General features: G+C 70.7%; 12 protein-coding genes. 5 read left to right on the top strand and 7 right to left on the bottom strand.

The genetic code is table 11. From position 1 onward, the window contains the following. Positions 1 to 13: 13 nt before the first annotated feature. Positions 14 to 400, top strand: a complete 387-nt coding sequence (gene arsD / locus ACWPQI_RS21975) for an arsenite efflux transporter metallochaperone ArsD (protein WP_010595618.1) — start codon at positions 14 to 16, stop codon at positions 398 to 400. 26 nt (positions 401 to 426) lie between these two features. Continuing rightward, positions 427 to 2,217 carry an arsenical pump-driving ATPase gene (arsA, locus tag ACWPQI_RS21970; RefSeq protein WP_210063079.1) on the top strand — a complete coding sequence of 597 codons (1,791 nt, stop codon included), beginning with the start codon at positions 427 to 429 and terminating at the stop codon, positions 2,215 to 2,217. A 66-nt stretch (positions 2,218 to 2,283) separates the two neighbouring features. On the opposite strand, the gene ACWPQI_RS21965 is transcribed toward arsA, so the two are convergent. The 3 genes from ACWPQI_RS21965 to ACWPQI_RS21955 form a co-directional block, all read right to left on the bottom strand. Then, complete coding sequence (locus ACWPQI_RS21965; RefSeq protein WP_040274731.1) at positions 2,284 to 3,606, bottom strand: bifunctional o-acetylhomoserine/o-acetylserine sulfhydrylase; 1,323 nt, start codon at positions 3,604 to 3,606, stop codon at positions 2,284 to 2,286. A gap of 275 nt (positions 3,607 to 3,881) precedes the next feature. Next, positions 3,882 to 4,394, bottom strand: coding sequence for an OsmC family protein (locus ACWPQI_RS21960; protein WP_010593711.1), 513 nt, complete (start codon positions 4,392 to 4,394; stop codon positions 3,882 to 3,884). A gap of 174 nt (positions 4,395 to 4,568) precedes the next feature. After that, positions 4,569 to 5,681 carry a carboxylate-amine ligase gene (locus tag ACWPQI_RS21955; protein ID WP_040274733.1) on the bottom strand — a complete coding sequence of 371 codons (1,113 nt, stop codon included), beginning with the start codon at positions 5,679 to 5,681 and terminating at the stop codon, positions 4,569 to 4,571. Positions 5,682 to 5,941: 260 nt separating this feature from the next. On the opposite strand from ACWPQI_RS21955, the gene ACWPQI_RS21950 reads away from it, so the two are divergent. After that, positions 5,942 to 6,784, top strand: coding sequence for a DUF5996 family protein (locus tag ACWPQI_RS21950; protein WP_234420220.1), 843 nt, complete (start codon positions 5,942 to 5,944; stop codon positions 6,782 to 6,784). 75 nt (positions 6,785 to 6,859) lie between these two features. On the opposite strand, the gene ACWPQI_RS21945 is transcribed toward ACWPQI_RS21950, so the two are convergent. Beyond that, complete coding sequence (locus ACWPQI_RS21945) at positions 6,860 to 7,801, bottom strand: AurF N-oxygenase family protein (RefSeq protein WP_064066806.1); 942 nt, start codon at positions 7,799 to 7,801, stop codon at positions 6,860 to 6,862. Positions 7,802 to 7,960: 159 nt separating this feature from the next. Continuing rightward, positions 7,961 to 8,995: an adenylate/guanylate cyclase domain-containing protein gene (locus tag ACWPQI_RS21940; RefSeq protein ID WP_210063077.1), complete on the bottom strand. Its 1,035-nt coding sequence runs from the start codon at positions 8,993 to 8,995 to the stop codon at positions 7,961 to 7,963. A gap of 143 nt (positions 8,996 to 9,138) precedes the next feature. Between ACWPQI_RS21940 and ACWPQI_RS21935 the strand changes: the two genes are divergently transcribed. Further along, a complete protein-coding gene (locus tag ACWPQI_RS21935) occupies positions 9,139 to 9,927 on the top strand; it encodes a DUF6319 family protein (protein WP_010593706.1) in 789 nt (262 codons plus the stop codon). Between the two features lie 44 nt (positions 9,928 to 9,971). Continuing rightward, complete coding sequence (locus ACWPQI_RS21930; protein WP_010593705.1) at positions 9,972 to 10,634, top strand: chymotrypsin family serine protease; 663 nt, start codon at positions 9,972 to 9,974, stop codon at positions 10,632 to 10,634. A 22-nt stretch (positions 10,635 to 10,656) separates the two neighbouring features. Here ACWPQI_RS21930 and ACWPQI_RS21925 read toward each other — a convergent pair whose 3' ends face one another. Together ACWPQI_RS21925 and ACWPQI_RS21920 are read right to left on the bottom strand one after the other, a co-directional pair. Further along, positions 10,657 to 11,793 (bottom strand): Mrp/NBP35 family ATP-binding protein, encoded by a 1,137-nt coding sequence (locus ACWPQI_RS21925; protein WP_017680821.1) that lies wholly within the window; start codon positions 11,791 to 11,793, stop codon positions 10,657 to 10,659. Further along, the gene (locus ACWPQI_RS21920; protein ID WP_474738499.1) at positions 11,790 to 14,678 is read right to left on the bottom strand and encodes a molybdopterin-dependent oxidoreductase; all 2,889 of its coding nucleotides are present in this window, start codon (positions 14,676 to 14,678) and stop codon (positions 11,790 to 11,792) included. The genes ACWPQI_RS21925 and ACWPQI_RS21920 overlap by 4 nt, the downstream gene beginning before the upstream one ends. Positions 14,679 to 14,697 lie beyond the last annotated feature (19 nt).

Genomic DNA, 14,697 nt, shown 5'->3' with positions numbered 1-14,697 from the left:
ACCAGGAGAAACCATGAGCACCATCGCAGTCTTCGAACCGGCCCTGTGCTGCAACACCGGCGTGTGCGGCGACGACGTGGACCGCAACCTCGTCACCTTCACGGCCGACATGCAGTGGCTGAAGGATCAGGGTGCCACCATCACCCGCCACAACCTGGCCAACGATCCGCTGGCCTTCGCGCACACTCCCGCCGTCAAGCGCTTCCTCGAGGTCGCCGGCTCCGCCGGTCTTCCGCTCGTGCTCGTCGACGACGTCACCGTGCTCACCGGGCGCTACCCCGATCGGACCCAGCTCGCCGCGTGGGCGGGACTCGACGTCGCCGAGGCACCCGTCGGCGCGACGATGCTGAATGTCGCGGACGATGCCTGCTGCACACCCGGCGACGCCACCTGCTGCTGAGCCGTCGAGGACGAGGAGATCACCGGATGACCACCCCCACGTTTCTGACCGACCCGCCGAGGTTCGTGTTCTTCACCGGCAAGGGCGGCGTCGGCAAGACCTCCATCGCCTGTGCGAGCGCACTGCGTCTCGCCCGCGCCGGGAAGAAGGTGCTGCTGGTCTCGACGGACCCCGCCTCGAACGTCGGTCAGGTCTTCGGCCTCACGATCGGCAACGCCCTCACCGCGATTCCCGCGGTGCCCGGCCTGTCGGCGCTCGAGATCGATCCCGAGCAGGCCGCCGACGCCTACCGGGAACGCATCGTCGGGCCGGTGCGGGGATTGCTGCCCGACGCCGAGATCGCCTCGATCACCGAGCAGCTCTCCGGTTCGTGCACCACCGAGGTCGCCTCGTTCGACGAGTTCACCTCGCTGCTGACCGACACCGACGGCGAGATCGCGTCGTTCGACCACGTGCTGTTCGACACCGCCCCCACCGGACACACCATCCGGCTGCTGCAGCTGCCCGGGAACTGGACCGAGTTCCTCGCGGCGGGCAAGGGCGACGCGTCGTGCCTCGGACCGCTCGCCGGGCTCGACAAGCAGAAGGCCATGTACGCCGCCGCGGTCGACGCCCTGGCGGACCCGCGGCGCACCCGGCTCGTGCTCGTCGCCCGCGCCACCCGCTCCGCTCTCGCCGAGATCGACCGCACCCACGGCGAACTCGCCGCGCTCGGGCTGAGCCGGCAGCACGTCGTCGTCAACGGCGTCCTGCCGGCGCCGTCCGGCGACACGGACCCCCTCGCCCGCGCGATCCACCGCCGTGAACAGGCCGCGTTGGCGGGCATGCCGGCGGCGCTGAAACCCTTGCCGCTGGACCTGATCGAGCTCAAGGCCGCGAACATGATCGGTCTCGAGGCCCTCGGGACGCTGTTCGAGACGGCCGACGTCGGCACGGACCTCCCTCCGGAGATCGGTGCGGTGCCGGACGTCGCGGATGCACCGCTGCGCGCCCTGATCGACGACATCGAGCGGGACGGGCACGGTCTCGTGATGTGCATGGGCAAGGGCGGGGTCGGGAAGACCACGGTCGCCGCGGCCGTCGCCGTGGCCCTGGCCGAACGCGGGCACGAGGTCCACCTGACCACCACCGACCCTGCCGCACACCTGACCGAGACCCTGCACGGCGACGTCGAACACCTCCACGTCTCGCGCATCGATCCCGCCGAGGCCACCCGCGCCTACCACGAGCGGGTGATGGCCACCAAGGGTGCGCACCTCGACGAGCAGGGCCGGGCGACCCTCGCCGAGGACCTGCGCTCCCCGTGCACCGAGGAAGTGGCGGTGTTCCAAGCATTCTCGCGGGTGATCCAGGAGTCCCGGCGCAAGTTCGTCGTCGTCGACACCGCGCCCACCGGCCACACCCTGCTGCTGCTCGACGCCACCGGGTCCTACCACCGCGACGTCACCCGGCAGCTGGGCCCGGGCCTGCACGCCGTCACCCCGATGATGCGCCTGCAGGACCCGGCTTCGACCAAGGTCCTGTTGATCACCCTCGCCGAGACCACTCCCGTGCTCGAGGCCGCGGGGCTCCAGGGCGACCTCGAACGTGCCGGCATTCACCCCTGGGCGTGGGTGATCGACAACTCCGTGGCCGCCGCCGCGCCCACCGCACCGCTGCTGCGCCGCCGCGCCGCCGCCGAACTCGGGCAGATCGACAAGGTCCGCACCGAACTCGCCGAGCGCTACGCGGTCGTGCCGCTGCTCGCGACCGAGCCGGTGGGAGTTCCGGCGCTGCGAGCACTCGGCGAGGCCACCACCCGCGTCGCCGCCCGGTAGATCACGGCCACGAAAGGCACGGCCCCACCCCGGTATCCGGGGTGGGGCCGCGTGTGGGAGGCAGGATCAGGCGCCCGCAGCCTCGAGGCCGGTGGTGAGGTCGGCGAGGATGTCGTCGATGTGTTCGATGCCGACGGCGAGGCGGACCTGGCCGGGGGTGACGCCGGCGGCGAGTTGTTCGGCGGCGGTGAGCTGGGAGTGGGTGGTCGAGGCGGGGTGGATGACCAGCGAGCGCACGTCGCCGATGTTGGCGACGTGGCTGTGCAGGGTCAGCGCGTTCACGAACTTCTTGCCGGCGTCGACGCCGCCGGCGAGTTCGAAGGTGACGATCGCGCCGGTCCCGCGCGGGGCCAGGGCCCGGCCGCGCTGGTACCAGGGGGAGGAGTCGAGGCCGGCGTAGGCGACGGCGGTGACCTCGGGGCGGCGGGCGAGGAAGTCGGCGACCCTGCCGGCGTTGGCGACGTGGCGTTCCATGCGCAGGCTCAGGGTCTCGAGGCCCTGGGCGATGAGGAAGGCGTTGAACGGGGAGACCGCGGCGCCGAGGTCGCGCAGCAGTTGCACGCGGGCCTTGAGGGCGTAGGCGGGGGCGCCGAGGTCGGCGTAGACCACGCCGTGGTAGCTGGGGTCGGGGGTGGTGAACTGGGGGTGGCGGGCGGTGCCGTCGGGTCCGGCGGCGGTCCAGTCGAAGGTGCCGCCGTCGACGATGACCCCGGCGATGGCGGTGCCGTGGCCGCCGAGGTATTTGGTGGCCGAGTGCACGACGATGTCGGCGCCGTGCTCGAGGGGGCGGATCAGGTAGGGGGTGGCGACGGTGTTGTCGACGATCAGCGGCAGGGCGTGCTCGTGGGCGACGGCGGCGACGCCGGGGATGTCGAGGAGGTGGTTTTTGGGGTTGGCGATGGTTTCGCCGTAGAAGGCGCGGGTGGTGGGGCGGACGGCGGCGCGCCACTGGTCGAGGTCGTCGGGGTCGTCGACGAAGGTGACCTCGATGCCGAGGCGGGGCAGGGTGTAGTGCAGCAGGTTGTAGGTGCCGCCGTAGAGGTAGGGGCTGGCGACGAGGTGGTCGCCGGCGGCGGCGAGGTTGAGGATGGCGTAGGTCTCGGCGGCCTGGCCGGAGGCGAGGAGCAGGGCGGCGACGCCGCCCTCGAGGGCGGCGATGCGTTGTTCGACCGCGTCCTGGGTGGGGTTCATGATGCGGGTGTAGATGTTGCCGGGTTCGGTCAGGCCGAACAGGGCGGCGGCGTGGTCGGTGTTGTCGAAGGTGTAGCTGGTGGTCTGGTAGATCGGCAGGGCGCGGGCGCGGGTGTCGCCGCCGGCGGGCTGTCCTGCGTGGATCTGCTTGGTCTCGAAGCTCCAGGAGGCTGCGGGATCGATGGGGATTTCGCTCATGGGGTTGCTGCTCCGTTGTTCGGTCGACGATCGTCTCGGGGTGACGTGACGGTTCCCGCCCGGGACGAGACACGGGGACGCCACGTCGATGCACACTCGGGATGCCCGGTACGGGCGAGGATCGGGTGCGGCCGGTCAGACGGCCGGACACCCGCACATACACATGCGCACGGCGTGGCAGCGGGCGGAGGGCCCCGGCATTGCCTGAATTCGTGTCCGGCTCACGCGCCCGACACTATCTGCTCCGCGGGACGCCGACCAGTGCGCCCCGAAATTCACGCGATCTCGACCACGGTTCGCACCGGGGTCGGGTTGCGCGTCAGATCGAGGACGGGGCAGTGGGCGTCCACCGCTTCCTGCAGTTCGAGGTAGCGTTCGCGCGGCTCCGGTCCCGACAGCGTAACGGCGACCCGCACCTCCCCGAATCCGGGGCGGACGTCGCCGAAGCCGAAGAACCCGCGCACGTCCAGATCGCCTTCGGCGCGCGCCGAGATGTCGTCGACGCGGATCCCGAGCTGCTCTGCCCAGACGCGGTAGGTCACCACCTGGCAGGACAGCAGCGAGGCGAGGTAGTACTCGACGGGGTTCGGCGCGGTGTTCTCCCCGCCGAGAGCCGGCGGTTCGTCGACCTCGACGCTGAACCTGCCGAGGGCGACGGTGCTGGCGACGGCGTCGTGCCCGTGCGCTTCGGCGCGGAAGACGGCGTGAGCCCGGGTGGGGTCGCCGGCGATCGCCTCACGATTCGTGTCGACGACGGCGCGCAGGTGGGTGGACGGAGCAGTGGTCATGAATGTGCTTCCTCGACAGTCGGTTCGGGGGAGAGACGGGCCTACGGGCACGGACACGTGGACGTCGCCGTGCGGGCGAAGTCGATGTGGCGGCGACGGGTCAGCAGGAGCACGGCGCAGACCGTAACCAATTCCCGACCGGAAAGCTAGGGATAGGTGAGTGTGTTCCGCGGCTCAGTGGGTGCACCCGGCGGACGTCAGTTCGGCCAGCCGGGCGATCACGTCCTGGGCGGTGCCGCCGGCGGCGAACACCCGTCGCTGCCGGACAGCCCCGTTTCCGCACGCCAGCACGGTGTGCAGGCCCTCGCGGGCGTGCTGGTAGCTGCCGAGATCCTCGAGGGCCGGCCGGACGTGCTCGATCATCGCCCGGAGCAGGTGCGCGGCCGGGCGGCGGGCGGTCGAGGGCAGGTCGATGCCGTCGCCGGGCAGGCCGTCGCGCGCCGCGCGCCAGTACGCGGCCCGCAGTACTTCGGAGGAGAAGGCCACGGCGGTGCGGCCCGCTTCGAGATCGCGCAGAGCCGTGAGCACCAGAGCGCGAACGAGGACGGCGACGAGGACCGTCTCGGCGACGGTCACGGGGACGTCGCACACCCGCACCTCGACGGTGGGGAAATTGGTCGACGGACGGACGTCCCAGTAGACCATCGCCTTGTCGAGGATGCTGCCGCACTCCAGCATGGCCGCGACGGTGCTGTCGTACTCCTCCACCGACGAGAAGTACGGTGGTGGACCGGCGCTCGGCCAGCGCGACCACAGGATCGAGCGCCAGCTCGCGTACCCGGTGTCGACTCCCCGGTGGATCGGGGAGTTCGCCGACAACGACAGCAAGGTGGGCAGCCACGGCCGGAGGTGATTGCTCACCTGCACGGCGGTCGCCCGGTCCGGCACGGCCACGTGCACGTGACAGCCGCAGATGCCCTGTTCGCGGGCCAGCATGCCGAAGTGGCGTTCCATCCGCAGGTACCGCGGCTTCTCCGTGACCGGAAGCTCCCGGGACCCGACGACCGGGACACCCACCGCCACCAGCCGGGAACCGCAACGGCGGGCGGCCTCGGCGACGAGGGATCGCCGGGTGGACAGGTCGGTGTACAGCTCGTGGGCGTCGTGGCAGACCCCTGACGCCGTTTCGACCTGGCACCGGTCCAGTTCGTACTGCAGTTCCACCCCGAGGGCGCGGGCCTGCTCGACGACGTCGGAGTTGTTGACGGCGGGTTCTCCGGTTTCCGCGTCGACGAGGAGGAATTCCTCTTCGACCCCCACCGTGGGGAGGTCGGACGATGTGGCCATGGTGCCCCCGGCGGGAGTCGCGGTTCGTACCTGAATTCTGCGCCGCCGCCGACGGCGGCGCAGCACTTGTCCGGATACGCGTTCCCGGAGCGGGTGCGCCGGCGACGGGATTCCGTCGAGGAGGCCCGGCGGACGGCCCGGCCGAGTAGGGTCGTTTCCCGAACCGGGGAGGCGTGGTGAACGAATCGGCATCGGTTCCGGGCGAGGCGTGGCCGCGATTGCGCACGGCCGACTGGGCCGCGACTCGGGACACCCTGCACATGTGGTTGCAGATCGTCGGCAAGATCCGGCTGGCTCACGCGCCGATGGTCAACCACTGGTGGCAGGCGACGCTGTACGTCACGCCTCGCGGGCTGGGGACCTCGTCGATTCCTTACCGGCACAACGTATTCGACATCGAGTTCGACCTCTGCGAGCACATCCTGCGCATCCGCTCGAGCGACGGTGGCAGCGGCTGCGTCCCGCTCGCTGCGCAGTCGGTGGCGGATTTTCACGGACGCGTTCTCGGCACCCTGGACGAGTTGGGCATCGCCACCCGGATCCAGGGCACCCCGAACGAGGTGGATCCGGCGATTCCGTTTGTGCAGGACCACGAGCACAACACGTACGACCCCGACGCGGCCCACCTCTTCTGGCGGCAACTGCTCGAGGCCGATCGCGTCCTGCACGAGTTCCGAGGGGACTTCCTCGGCAAGGTCAGTCCGGTGCACTTCTTCTGGGGCGCGATGGATCTCGCCTGCACGCGCTTCTCCGGGCGCACCGCGCCACCGCACCCCGGAGGCATCCCCAACTGCGCCGACTGGGTGATGACCGAGGCCTATTCGCACGAGCTCAGCAGCTGCGGATTCTGGCCCGGGGGCGCGGACGAAGGCGCCTTCTATTCCTACGCCTATCCGGCGCCGGAGGGTTTCGCCGAGTATCCGGTGCACCCGGACGCCGCGTACTACTCCACCGAACTGGGCGAGTTCCTGCTGCCGTACGAGGCGGTGCGGACCGCGGCCGACCCCGACGCGGAACTACTGCGGTTCCTGCGCAGCACCTACGAGGCGGCCGCCGATCTCGGCCGCTGGGAGCGAGCCGATCTCGAGCGGCCGACCGGATGAGGGTGCGTGCCGGCGACCCCGACCGGACGGGTCGCGCGAGACCCCACGACCTCGCGCGACCCCGCCGGTGACGGCTCAGAGCAGGTGGACCTTCTTGTAGAGAATCTTCGACGGCCCACCGATCAGGCCGACGCTGTCGAGGAACGTCATGAGCTTGGCGCCGGACTTGCGCACGCGGTCGTGGTAGTGGGTGTTGTTCGCGGCCTCGGCGAGTGCGCGGTCTCGGTCGAGTCCCGCGTTGTTGTACACGTCGGGATGGATCATGCTCTTGACCACGAAGTACACGGTCACCGCGGTGTTGATCCGCTCGAACTGCAGGCGGGCGCGGCTCGCCCCGGCCAGCCGGCGCGCGACCTCCTCGCGGGCGAACCGGATGTGCCGGGCCTCTTCGAGGACGTGGATCTTGCTGACCGTGCGGGTGACCGGCTGGACGCGTTCGTCGCGCATGAAGTCGCGCTGCATCATGTCCAGGATCTCCTCCGCGGCCATGACGCTCGCGTAGGCGTTGGCACCCCGGAAGAACCCGCCCCACACCCGGCCGAGGCGGTGGATGTAGCGGGCCGGGCCGTAGTCCGGCATGCCGAGGCGTTCCCCGGCCCGGCCGAACATGACGGAGTGGCGGCACTCGTCGGCGACCTCGGTGAGGGCGAACTGCACGTGGCGGGAGTGCTTGTCACGGTTGTAGACGTCGCGCAGCAGCATCTGCATGAGCAGGATCTCGAACCACAGGCCCACGCTCGAGACGCTCGCGGCCTCGTGCTTGGTCAGTTCGATGCGCTGTTCCTCGGTCATCTCGTCCCACAGTGCCGTGCCGTACAGCGTGCTCCACTCGGGGGTCATGCCGTACTTGTCGGTGGGGACGGGGGCGTCCCAGTCGACCTCCACCGTCGGGTCGTAGGACTTGCGGGCCGACGAGGCGAGCAGGCGCTGCGCGGTCTCCTCGCGCTCGGACAGCGGGACGCCGGGGACGAAGCCCTTGCTCTCGGCTTCCGACGGGCGGGTGAGCGATGCGGTCATGTCTCCACCTTTTAGTGTGACGACTGGTAACTGTTAATCCGAGGTTACCTCGACAGCCGTCGGTGCACAACGGGTGCGTGCGGATCGGGGCCGTGAGGGCCCGTGCGCGTCCGCCCCAGCAGTGCGTCGACGACACACCGCCGTGAATCGGGGCGCTGCTCAGCCCTGGGCCGGCCGCAGCACCGAGGGGCGCAGCCGATGGAAGTCCTTGACCCGCAGCGCCCGCAGGGGACGCAGCCGGAAACGGTCGTCGCCTTCGAGCACGTCGGCGAGGGTCGAATCGACCAGCACCGTCCCCGGTCGTGCGGCGCCGGTCAGTCGCGCGGCGATGTTGACCGCCGAGCCGAACATGTCCCCGAACCGGGCCAGGACCGGCCCCTGCGCCATGCCCACCCGCAGATCCGGGGCGTCGGGTCGCGAAGTCGACGACTCCTGCAGCGCGAGCGCGATCCGCGCCGCGTCCGCCGGATCCTCGGCGGCGAACATCACCTCGTCGCCCACGGTCTTGATCACCCAGCCGCCGCCCTGGGTCACGATGCCCGTCGCGGTCGACTCGAAGTCCTCGAGCAGATCGTTGAGCTCGTCGGCGTCGATCCGACGGGTCAGGCGGGTGTACCCCACCATGTCGGCGAAGCCGACCACCAGGACCCGGCCGGCGGACTCGCCCCCGGCCCGCACCACGTTGCGCCCGGTCGTGGCCACCAGGTGCCGGCGCCACACGTACAGCTGCAGGTTCTCGGTGAGCGGCAGCACCCGTTGCAGCAGGCCGTCGACGAACGACCGGATCTCCTCCTCGGACGGGGTGGCTCCGGTGTACTCGGTCTCGAGCCGGTCCAGGATGTGGGTGTTCATCAACGTCACCTCCCACTCGGCCAGTCGCGACATGGACTGCCCCAGCGACCGCGCGGCCGCGAGCTCCAGGTCGGGGTGCAGGGCGCCGCTGCTCACGATCGCGTCGATGTTGCGCAGAGCCGCGACGTCACCGTCCGTGAACGTCCGCGCGTCCGGGTCCGGGTCCACGGTGAATCCCAGCGCCTGCCAGAGCCGTTGGGCGCGTTCGAAGTCCACGCCGGCCAGGGCGGCGCTCTCCTCCTGGGTGTAGCGGCGTTCGCCGCCGAGCAGGGTCCGTTCGAGTTCGGCCTGCACGGCCTGCAGGAGCTCGGTCCCGAGCTCCGGTTGCTCCGACGCGCTCACGTCGCTCCTTCCCGGCCGCCGAAGGTGACCGGCCGACCCAGCATCGCCCACCACAGTTCGGGTGCGCAACGAATTCGCGAGAGTGTCGCACCTGTGTGCGACAGTGATCGCGCCTCCTGCACCCCCAGCACGAAAGGACGCGCATGCCGCCCCGCAGACGAGCCGGCGCCACCGGCCCGGATCACCTCACCGACGAGCAGCTCGCCGAGCTGACCTCCGCCGTCGCGGACGGTCGCCGTGCCACCGTCTATCTCATCGAGGGCATCCCGAGCCTGGGCATCGCGCCGGGCGCGTCGGCCCGGGCTGTGTCGGTGGCGGGCCGCACCGTCACCGTCCGGCCCAAGGGCGTCGACGACGAACTGCCCTTCGAGGCCGAGGAGTTGCGCCTGACGAAGGAGCCGGCCCGCAAGGCCGCGGATCGATCCACCCCGCGCCCCACCGCCCCGCGCCCCACCGCCGCGCGCCCCACCGCCCCGCGCACCCCCGCGCCGCAGCCGGCGGCATCGGGGGCCGCCCGCGGTCCCGCCCCGACGAGCTCGTCCCCGGCGTCCCCGCCCGCCACGAAGGAGACCACCGCCGTGCCGCCCACCGCACCCGAACCGCAGACCGGCGCGACCCCGAAGCCCAAGGCCGCGCCGCGCCGGGCCAAGAAGCAGCCCGGAGTGACCGTCACCATCACGATCGATCCCGAGCAGGAGTGGACGGTCGGTGTCGCGCAGGGCACCAGACGTCTGAGCAAGGCCAATCCCGTCAGCCCCGACGCCGTCGAGCGCGCCGTGCTCGAACTCGGCGACGAGGCGGCCCTCGAAGCGGTCCGGTCGGTGATCGACGCGGCGCGTCAGGCGGCGGAGGAACGCGTCGCGCAGCTCAGCCGTGAACTCGAGGAGGCCAGAAAGGCGTTGGAGAGCCTGGGGTCGGGTTCGACCGGGTAGGCTGACCCGCTGATGCGGCCGGAACCGGCCGGGCGGGAGGGCTCATGTTCAAGCGCGTTGCGATGGCGATCGTCGCAGGTGTTGCACTGCTGGCAGGTGGGACGGGCGTCGCGGTCGCGGCGCCGCCGGTTCCGCTCGGGGGCGGGTCGGGCATCACGCTCGGCAACGGTTCCGAGGATCTGTTCGACTGCACGCTCGCCACGATCGGCAACGACCGGGCCGGCCGGCTCGTCGGCTTCACCGCCGGACACTGCGGCGGACCCGGGACGACCGTGAAGTCCGAGATGGACCTCGGCGCCGGCGTCCTCGGCCGGATCGTCGGGACCAACGAGGTGCTCGACTACTCGGTCATCGAGTTCGACCGCGGCCGAGTCGCACCGGTGAATCGGGTCGGCAACGTCACCATCACCGGCGTCGGCACCCCCGTGGGGTTCCCCAACGTGGCGTGCAAGGAGGGCCGCACCACCGGCAACACCTGCGGTGTCGTCTGGGGCGACGTGTTCAACTCCCAAGAGACCTGGACGCAGGTGTGCGTCGTCGAGGGCGACTCCGGTGCCCCGCTGGTCGTCGGCACGACCCTCGTCGCCATGGTCAACGCGTACCTGCTCACCCCGTGCATCGGCCCGGAGGTGGGCACCAACTTCGTCACGATCCTCGGCGACGTCGACGCCCGCGGCGGCGTCGGTGCGGGGTACCGCCCCATCTGACGTACCGGCGCGGGCTCGTCGGCTACGGGACCGACAGCGGTAGCGGCCGGCCGACGAGGCTCCGTCTCGGGGCCGGCAGGGCCGCGGCGATCTGCCGGATCTGCGAGACGGAATGGGCGTGCGGCGTCGCCACCACGGCCGGGACGCCACTGTCTCCCGCCGCGCGTAGCTCGATGTCGAGAGGCACCTGCCCGAGGAGCGGTGCCGCGATGGCCCGGGCCAGGCGCTCGCCGCCTCCGGTACCGAACAGCGGTGTGCTCGCCTGGCAGGACGAGCACACCAGGGCCGACATGTTCTCCACGACGCCGGCAACCGGCATCCGCAGGTCACGCGCCATGCGGCCCACCCGCTGGGCGACGGTCTGGGCCGCCGGTTGCGGCGTGGTGACGGCGAGGAGCGCCGCATCCGGCACGAGTTCGAGCAGCGAGAGGGTGACGTCTCCGGTGCCCGGGGGCAGGTCGACGAGCAGGACGTCGAGCTCACCCCAGTACACGTCGCGCAGGAACTGTTCGATCGCCTTGTGCAGCATGGGGCCGCGCCAGACCACCGGCTCGTCGTCGCGGACGAAGAACCCGACCGACATGAGAGCGACGCCGAAGGCTTCGACCGGCAGCATCGTTCCGTGCAAGGCGACCGGTGCGCGGCGCACTCCGAACAGATGCGGAACGGAGTAACCCCAGACGTCGGCGTCGAGAACGCCGACCCGCTTGCCCTGCTGGGCCAGCGCCACCGCGAGGTTGGCCGTGAGCGTCGACTTGCCGACACCACCCTTGCCGGAGGCCACGGCGTACACCCGGGTCGGCGAATCCGGACCGAAGGGGGGAGCGTCCGTGGGTTTCGCGCCGCGCAAGCGGGCGGCGAGTTGCCTCCGCTCGGTTTCGTTCATCGTCGCGAAGTCGACCTCGACGCCGGTCACGCCGGCGACTGCCCCGGCGGCCGCGGCGACGTCGGCGGAGAGGGTGGCCCGCATCGGACACGAGGCGGTGGTGAGCCGGACGGTCACCCGGACGAGTCCGGAGCGATCGATCTGCACCTCGCCGAGCATGCCGGCCTGCTCGAGCGGCAGATGCAACTCGGGATCCTCGACCCGGGCCACCGCGGCCCGCACCGCCGCCGCGGAGACTGCCGGGCCGGACGTCCTCCGCGACAGCAGACTCATGCTCGCTCCTCCGCCCCGGGCGCGCGGAAGGCACGCCGACGGGGTTTGACCGGCCGCATCAGGAACTCCGGGCGGCGCAGCCCGGACCGGCTGGGCCCGGGCCGGGTGCACTCCATCCAGGTGCGGTAGACCTCCCGGGACCGCCGGGTGTCCACCACCACGTCGCCGTACCGGTCGTCGGTGCGGGCCTTCTCCACGCGCACCTTCTGGTGCCAGCAGTGCATGCCCGACAGGGGGTCGGGGTGCACGGCGAAGGCGAGGTTCTGATGCACGCCGGGATCGTCCCAGTAGATCCGCTCGCTGTCGGGATCGTCGCTGCGGAACGGCTGTACCCCCTGCTTGTAGCGCAGCCGCCACACCCCGTTTCCGTCGTTGTCGAGATCGACGAGGCCCATGGCCCACCGGGAGCCGGCGTTCTCGGACGTGCGCCAGCGGCCCATGTGGTGCGAGAGCGCGAGGACGCCGGGGCGGATCGCCTCGGTGGCCCACACCCGGGCCACGAAGTACCCGATCTCGGTGTTGATCCGGACCAGATCGCCCGTGCCGACGCCGAAGCGCGCGGCGTCCGCGGGATTCGTCCACAGTGGATGCGTGTTGCTGATCTCGTTGAGGTACTTCGCGTTCCCGGAGCGAGTGTGGACCAGGGTCGGCAACCGGAAGGTCGGTACGAGCACGATCTCGTTGTTCGCCGGGTCGATCGAGCGGTGCCCGACGTGGGACTCGATGTAGCCCGGGGTGGCGTACTCCTCCCACCCGAAATCGACCATGGTCTCGCTGAACAGCTCGAGTTTGCGCGACGGGGTGAGCCACCCCGCGGTCCTGCTGCCGTCCTCGTGGACGACGCCGACCGCACCCGCCTCGCCGACGAGAGGTGGGGTCGAGTCCAGGGTCACGGCTTTGCGCAGGACCCCGTGCTCGTCCGGGTCCGCCCCCTCGGTCTCGGCGGCCGTCAGCGGCCGCTCGTCGAGTCGGTAGGTGTCCTTGGCGACCTCGAAGACGCCGTATCTGCGCATGTACTCCAGCGGGGTGAGCCCTCGGTCGGCTGCGGCCTTCGGCAGACCCGGCACGCTGTTCTCGAACACCCACCGGTAGTACTCGTCGACGGTGACCTTCTCCCCGGGCCGGTAGGGGGATTCGAAGAACTTGCGGATCCCGAGGCTGCCGTCGGGGTCGATGCGCCAGGACAGCTCGAACCAGAACTCGTTCTCCTCCCACACCTCTCCCGGATTGGACTCGCGGGAGTCGGACACGCTCCGGCCCATGCGCTCGAGCGCCACCCGGGTGACGGGCTGACGGAACCCGAGCCACTTGCCGGCGTACTGCTCGTAGGACTGGGTGTCGTGCCGCTCGGTGCTGTGGCCCATGGGCAGGACGTAGTCGGCGAAGGTGGCCGTCTCGGACCACGTGGGGGTCAGCGCGACGTGGCAGCCCACGAGCGATTCGTCGGTCAGAGCCTCCAGCCAGCTGAAGCCGTCGGGGTTGGTCCACACCGGGTTGTAGACGCGCGAGAAGTACATCGACAGCGTGCCGCGGCCGTCCCGGAGCAGATGCGGCAGCAGGATCGACATCTCGTTGGTCGACAGGGGGAACTCGGCGGGCCAGAGCAGCTCGTTCCAGGACTCGTGTCCCTGCGGCACGTTCGGGCCGTGCGCGATGATCTTGTCCCAGCCGTTGGGGCTGGTGCCCCCCTTGGTGCCGACGCTGCCGGTGAGCACGTTGAGGAAGAACAGGGCCCGCGAGACCTGCCACCCGCCGAGGTTGCCGGCGGTCGCCGCCCGCCAGACGTGCGCCGACAGGGCCGAACCGGCGGTGGCGACGATCCGGGCGAGCTCGGCGATCTGCGCCTCGGGAACCTGCGCTTCCTGTGCGGCGTAGGCGAAGGTGTACCCGGAGTAGTCCTCGGTCAGTGCGCCGACGAACGCGTCGAAGTCGTCGGCGGGCAGTTCGGGGTGGCGGTGCTTCATGTAGGTGGACCAGTTCACGCAGCGACGCAGGAAGGCCCGGTCGATGCGGTCGGTGCGCAGCAGATGCGATGCGACGGACAGCAGGATCGCGGCCTCGCTGCCGGGCCACGGGGCGATCCACAGGTCGGCGTGCGACGCGGTGTTCGACAACCGCGGATCCAGGACGACGACCTTGGCGCCGCCCTGGATCTTGCCCTCCATGATCCGCTGCGCGTGCGGGTTGAAGTAGTGCCCGGTCTCGAGGTGGCTCGAGATCAGCAGGATGACCCTGGCGTTCGCGTAGTCCGGGGAGGGCCGGTCGTAGCCGCCCCACAGGGAGTAGCCCAGCCGGGCGCCGGCGGAGCAGATGTTGGTGTGGCTGTTGTGCCCGTCCACGCCCCACGCCAGCAGGAACCGCTCGGCGAAGCCGTCCTCGCCGGGCCGGCCCACGTGGTAGACGACCTCGTCCCGGCGGTCCTCCACGATGGCGGCCCGGATCCGGGCGGCGATGTCGTCGAGGGCCTCGTCCCAGCCGATGCGCTCCCACTGCCCACTGCCGCGGGCACCGACGCGCTTGAGCGGGTGCAGGATGCGCTCGGGGTCGTTGATCTGGTTGATCGTCGCGGGACCTTTGGCGCAGTTGCGCCCGCGTGAGCCCGGATGGGCCGGGTTCCCTTCGAGTCGCTTGATGGACAGATCGGACTTGTCGACGTACGCGAGCAGACCGCATGCCGATTCGCAGTTGAAGCAGGTGGTGGGCACCAGCATGTACTCGTGCGGAACCTTACGCGGGTGGGCCTTGGCGTCGTATTCGACGTGATGGTCCCAGTTCTCGACCGGAGGAAAGTTCCGCAGCCGCTCGTGCGTGCGCTGACCGGGCAGCACCGGCTCGGCCGCGATGTGTTCCGGCTCGGCCGCGATGCGCTCCGTCTCGGCAGTCATGGCAGTTCCCTTCGGATGG

This window comes from Rhodococcus sp. LMD, assembly GCF_056108245.1.
Note: the sequence above shows the minus strand (reverse complement) of the source record. Positions and strands in the feature narration are given on the sequence as shown.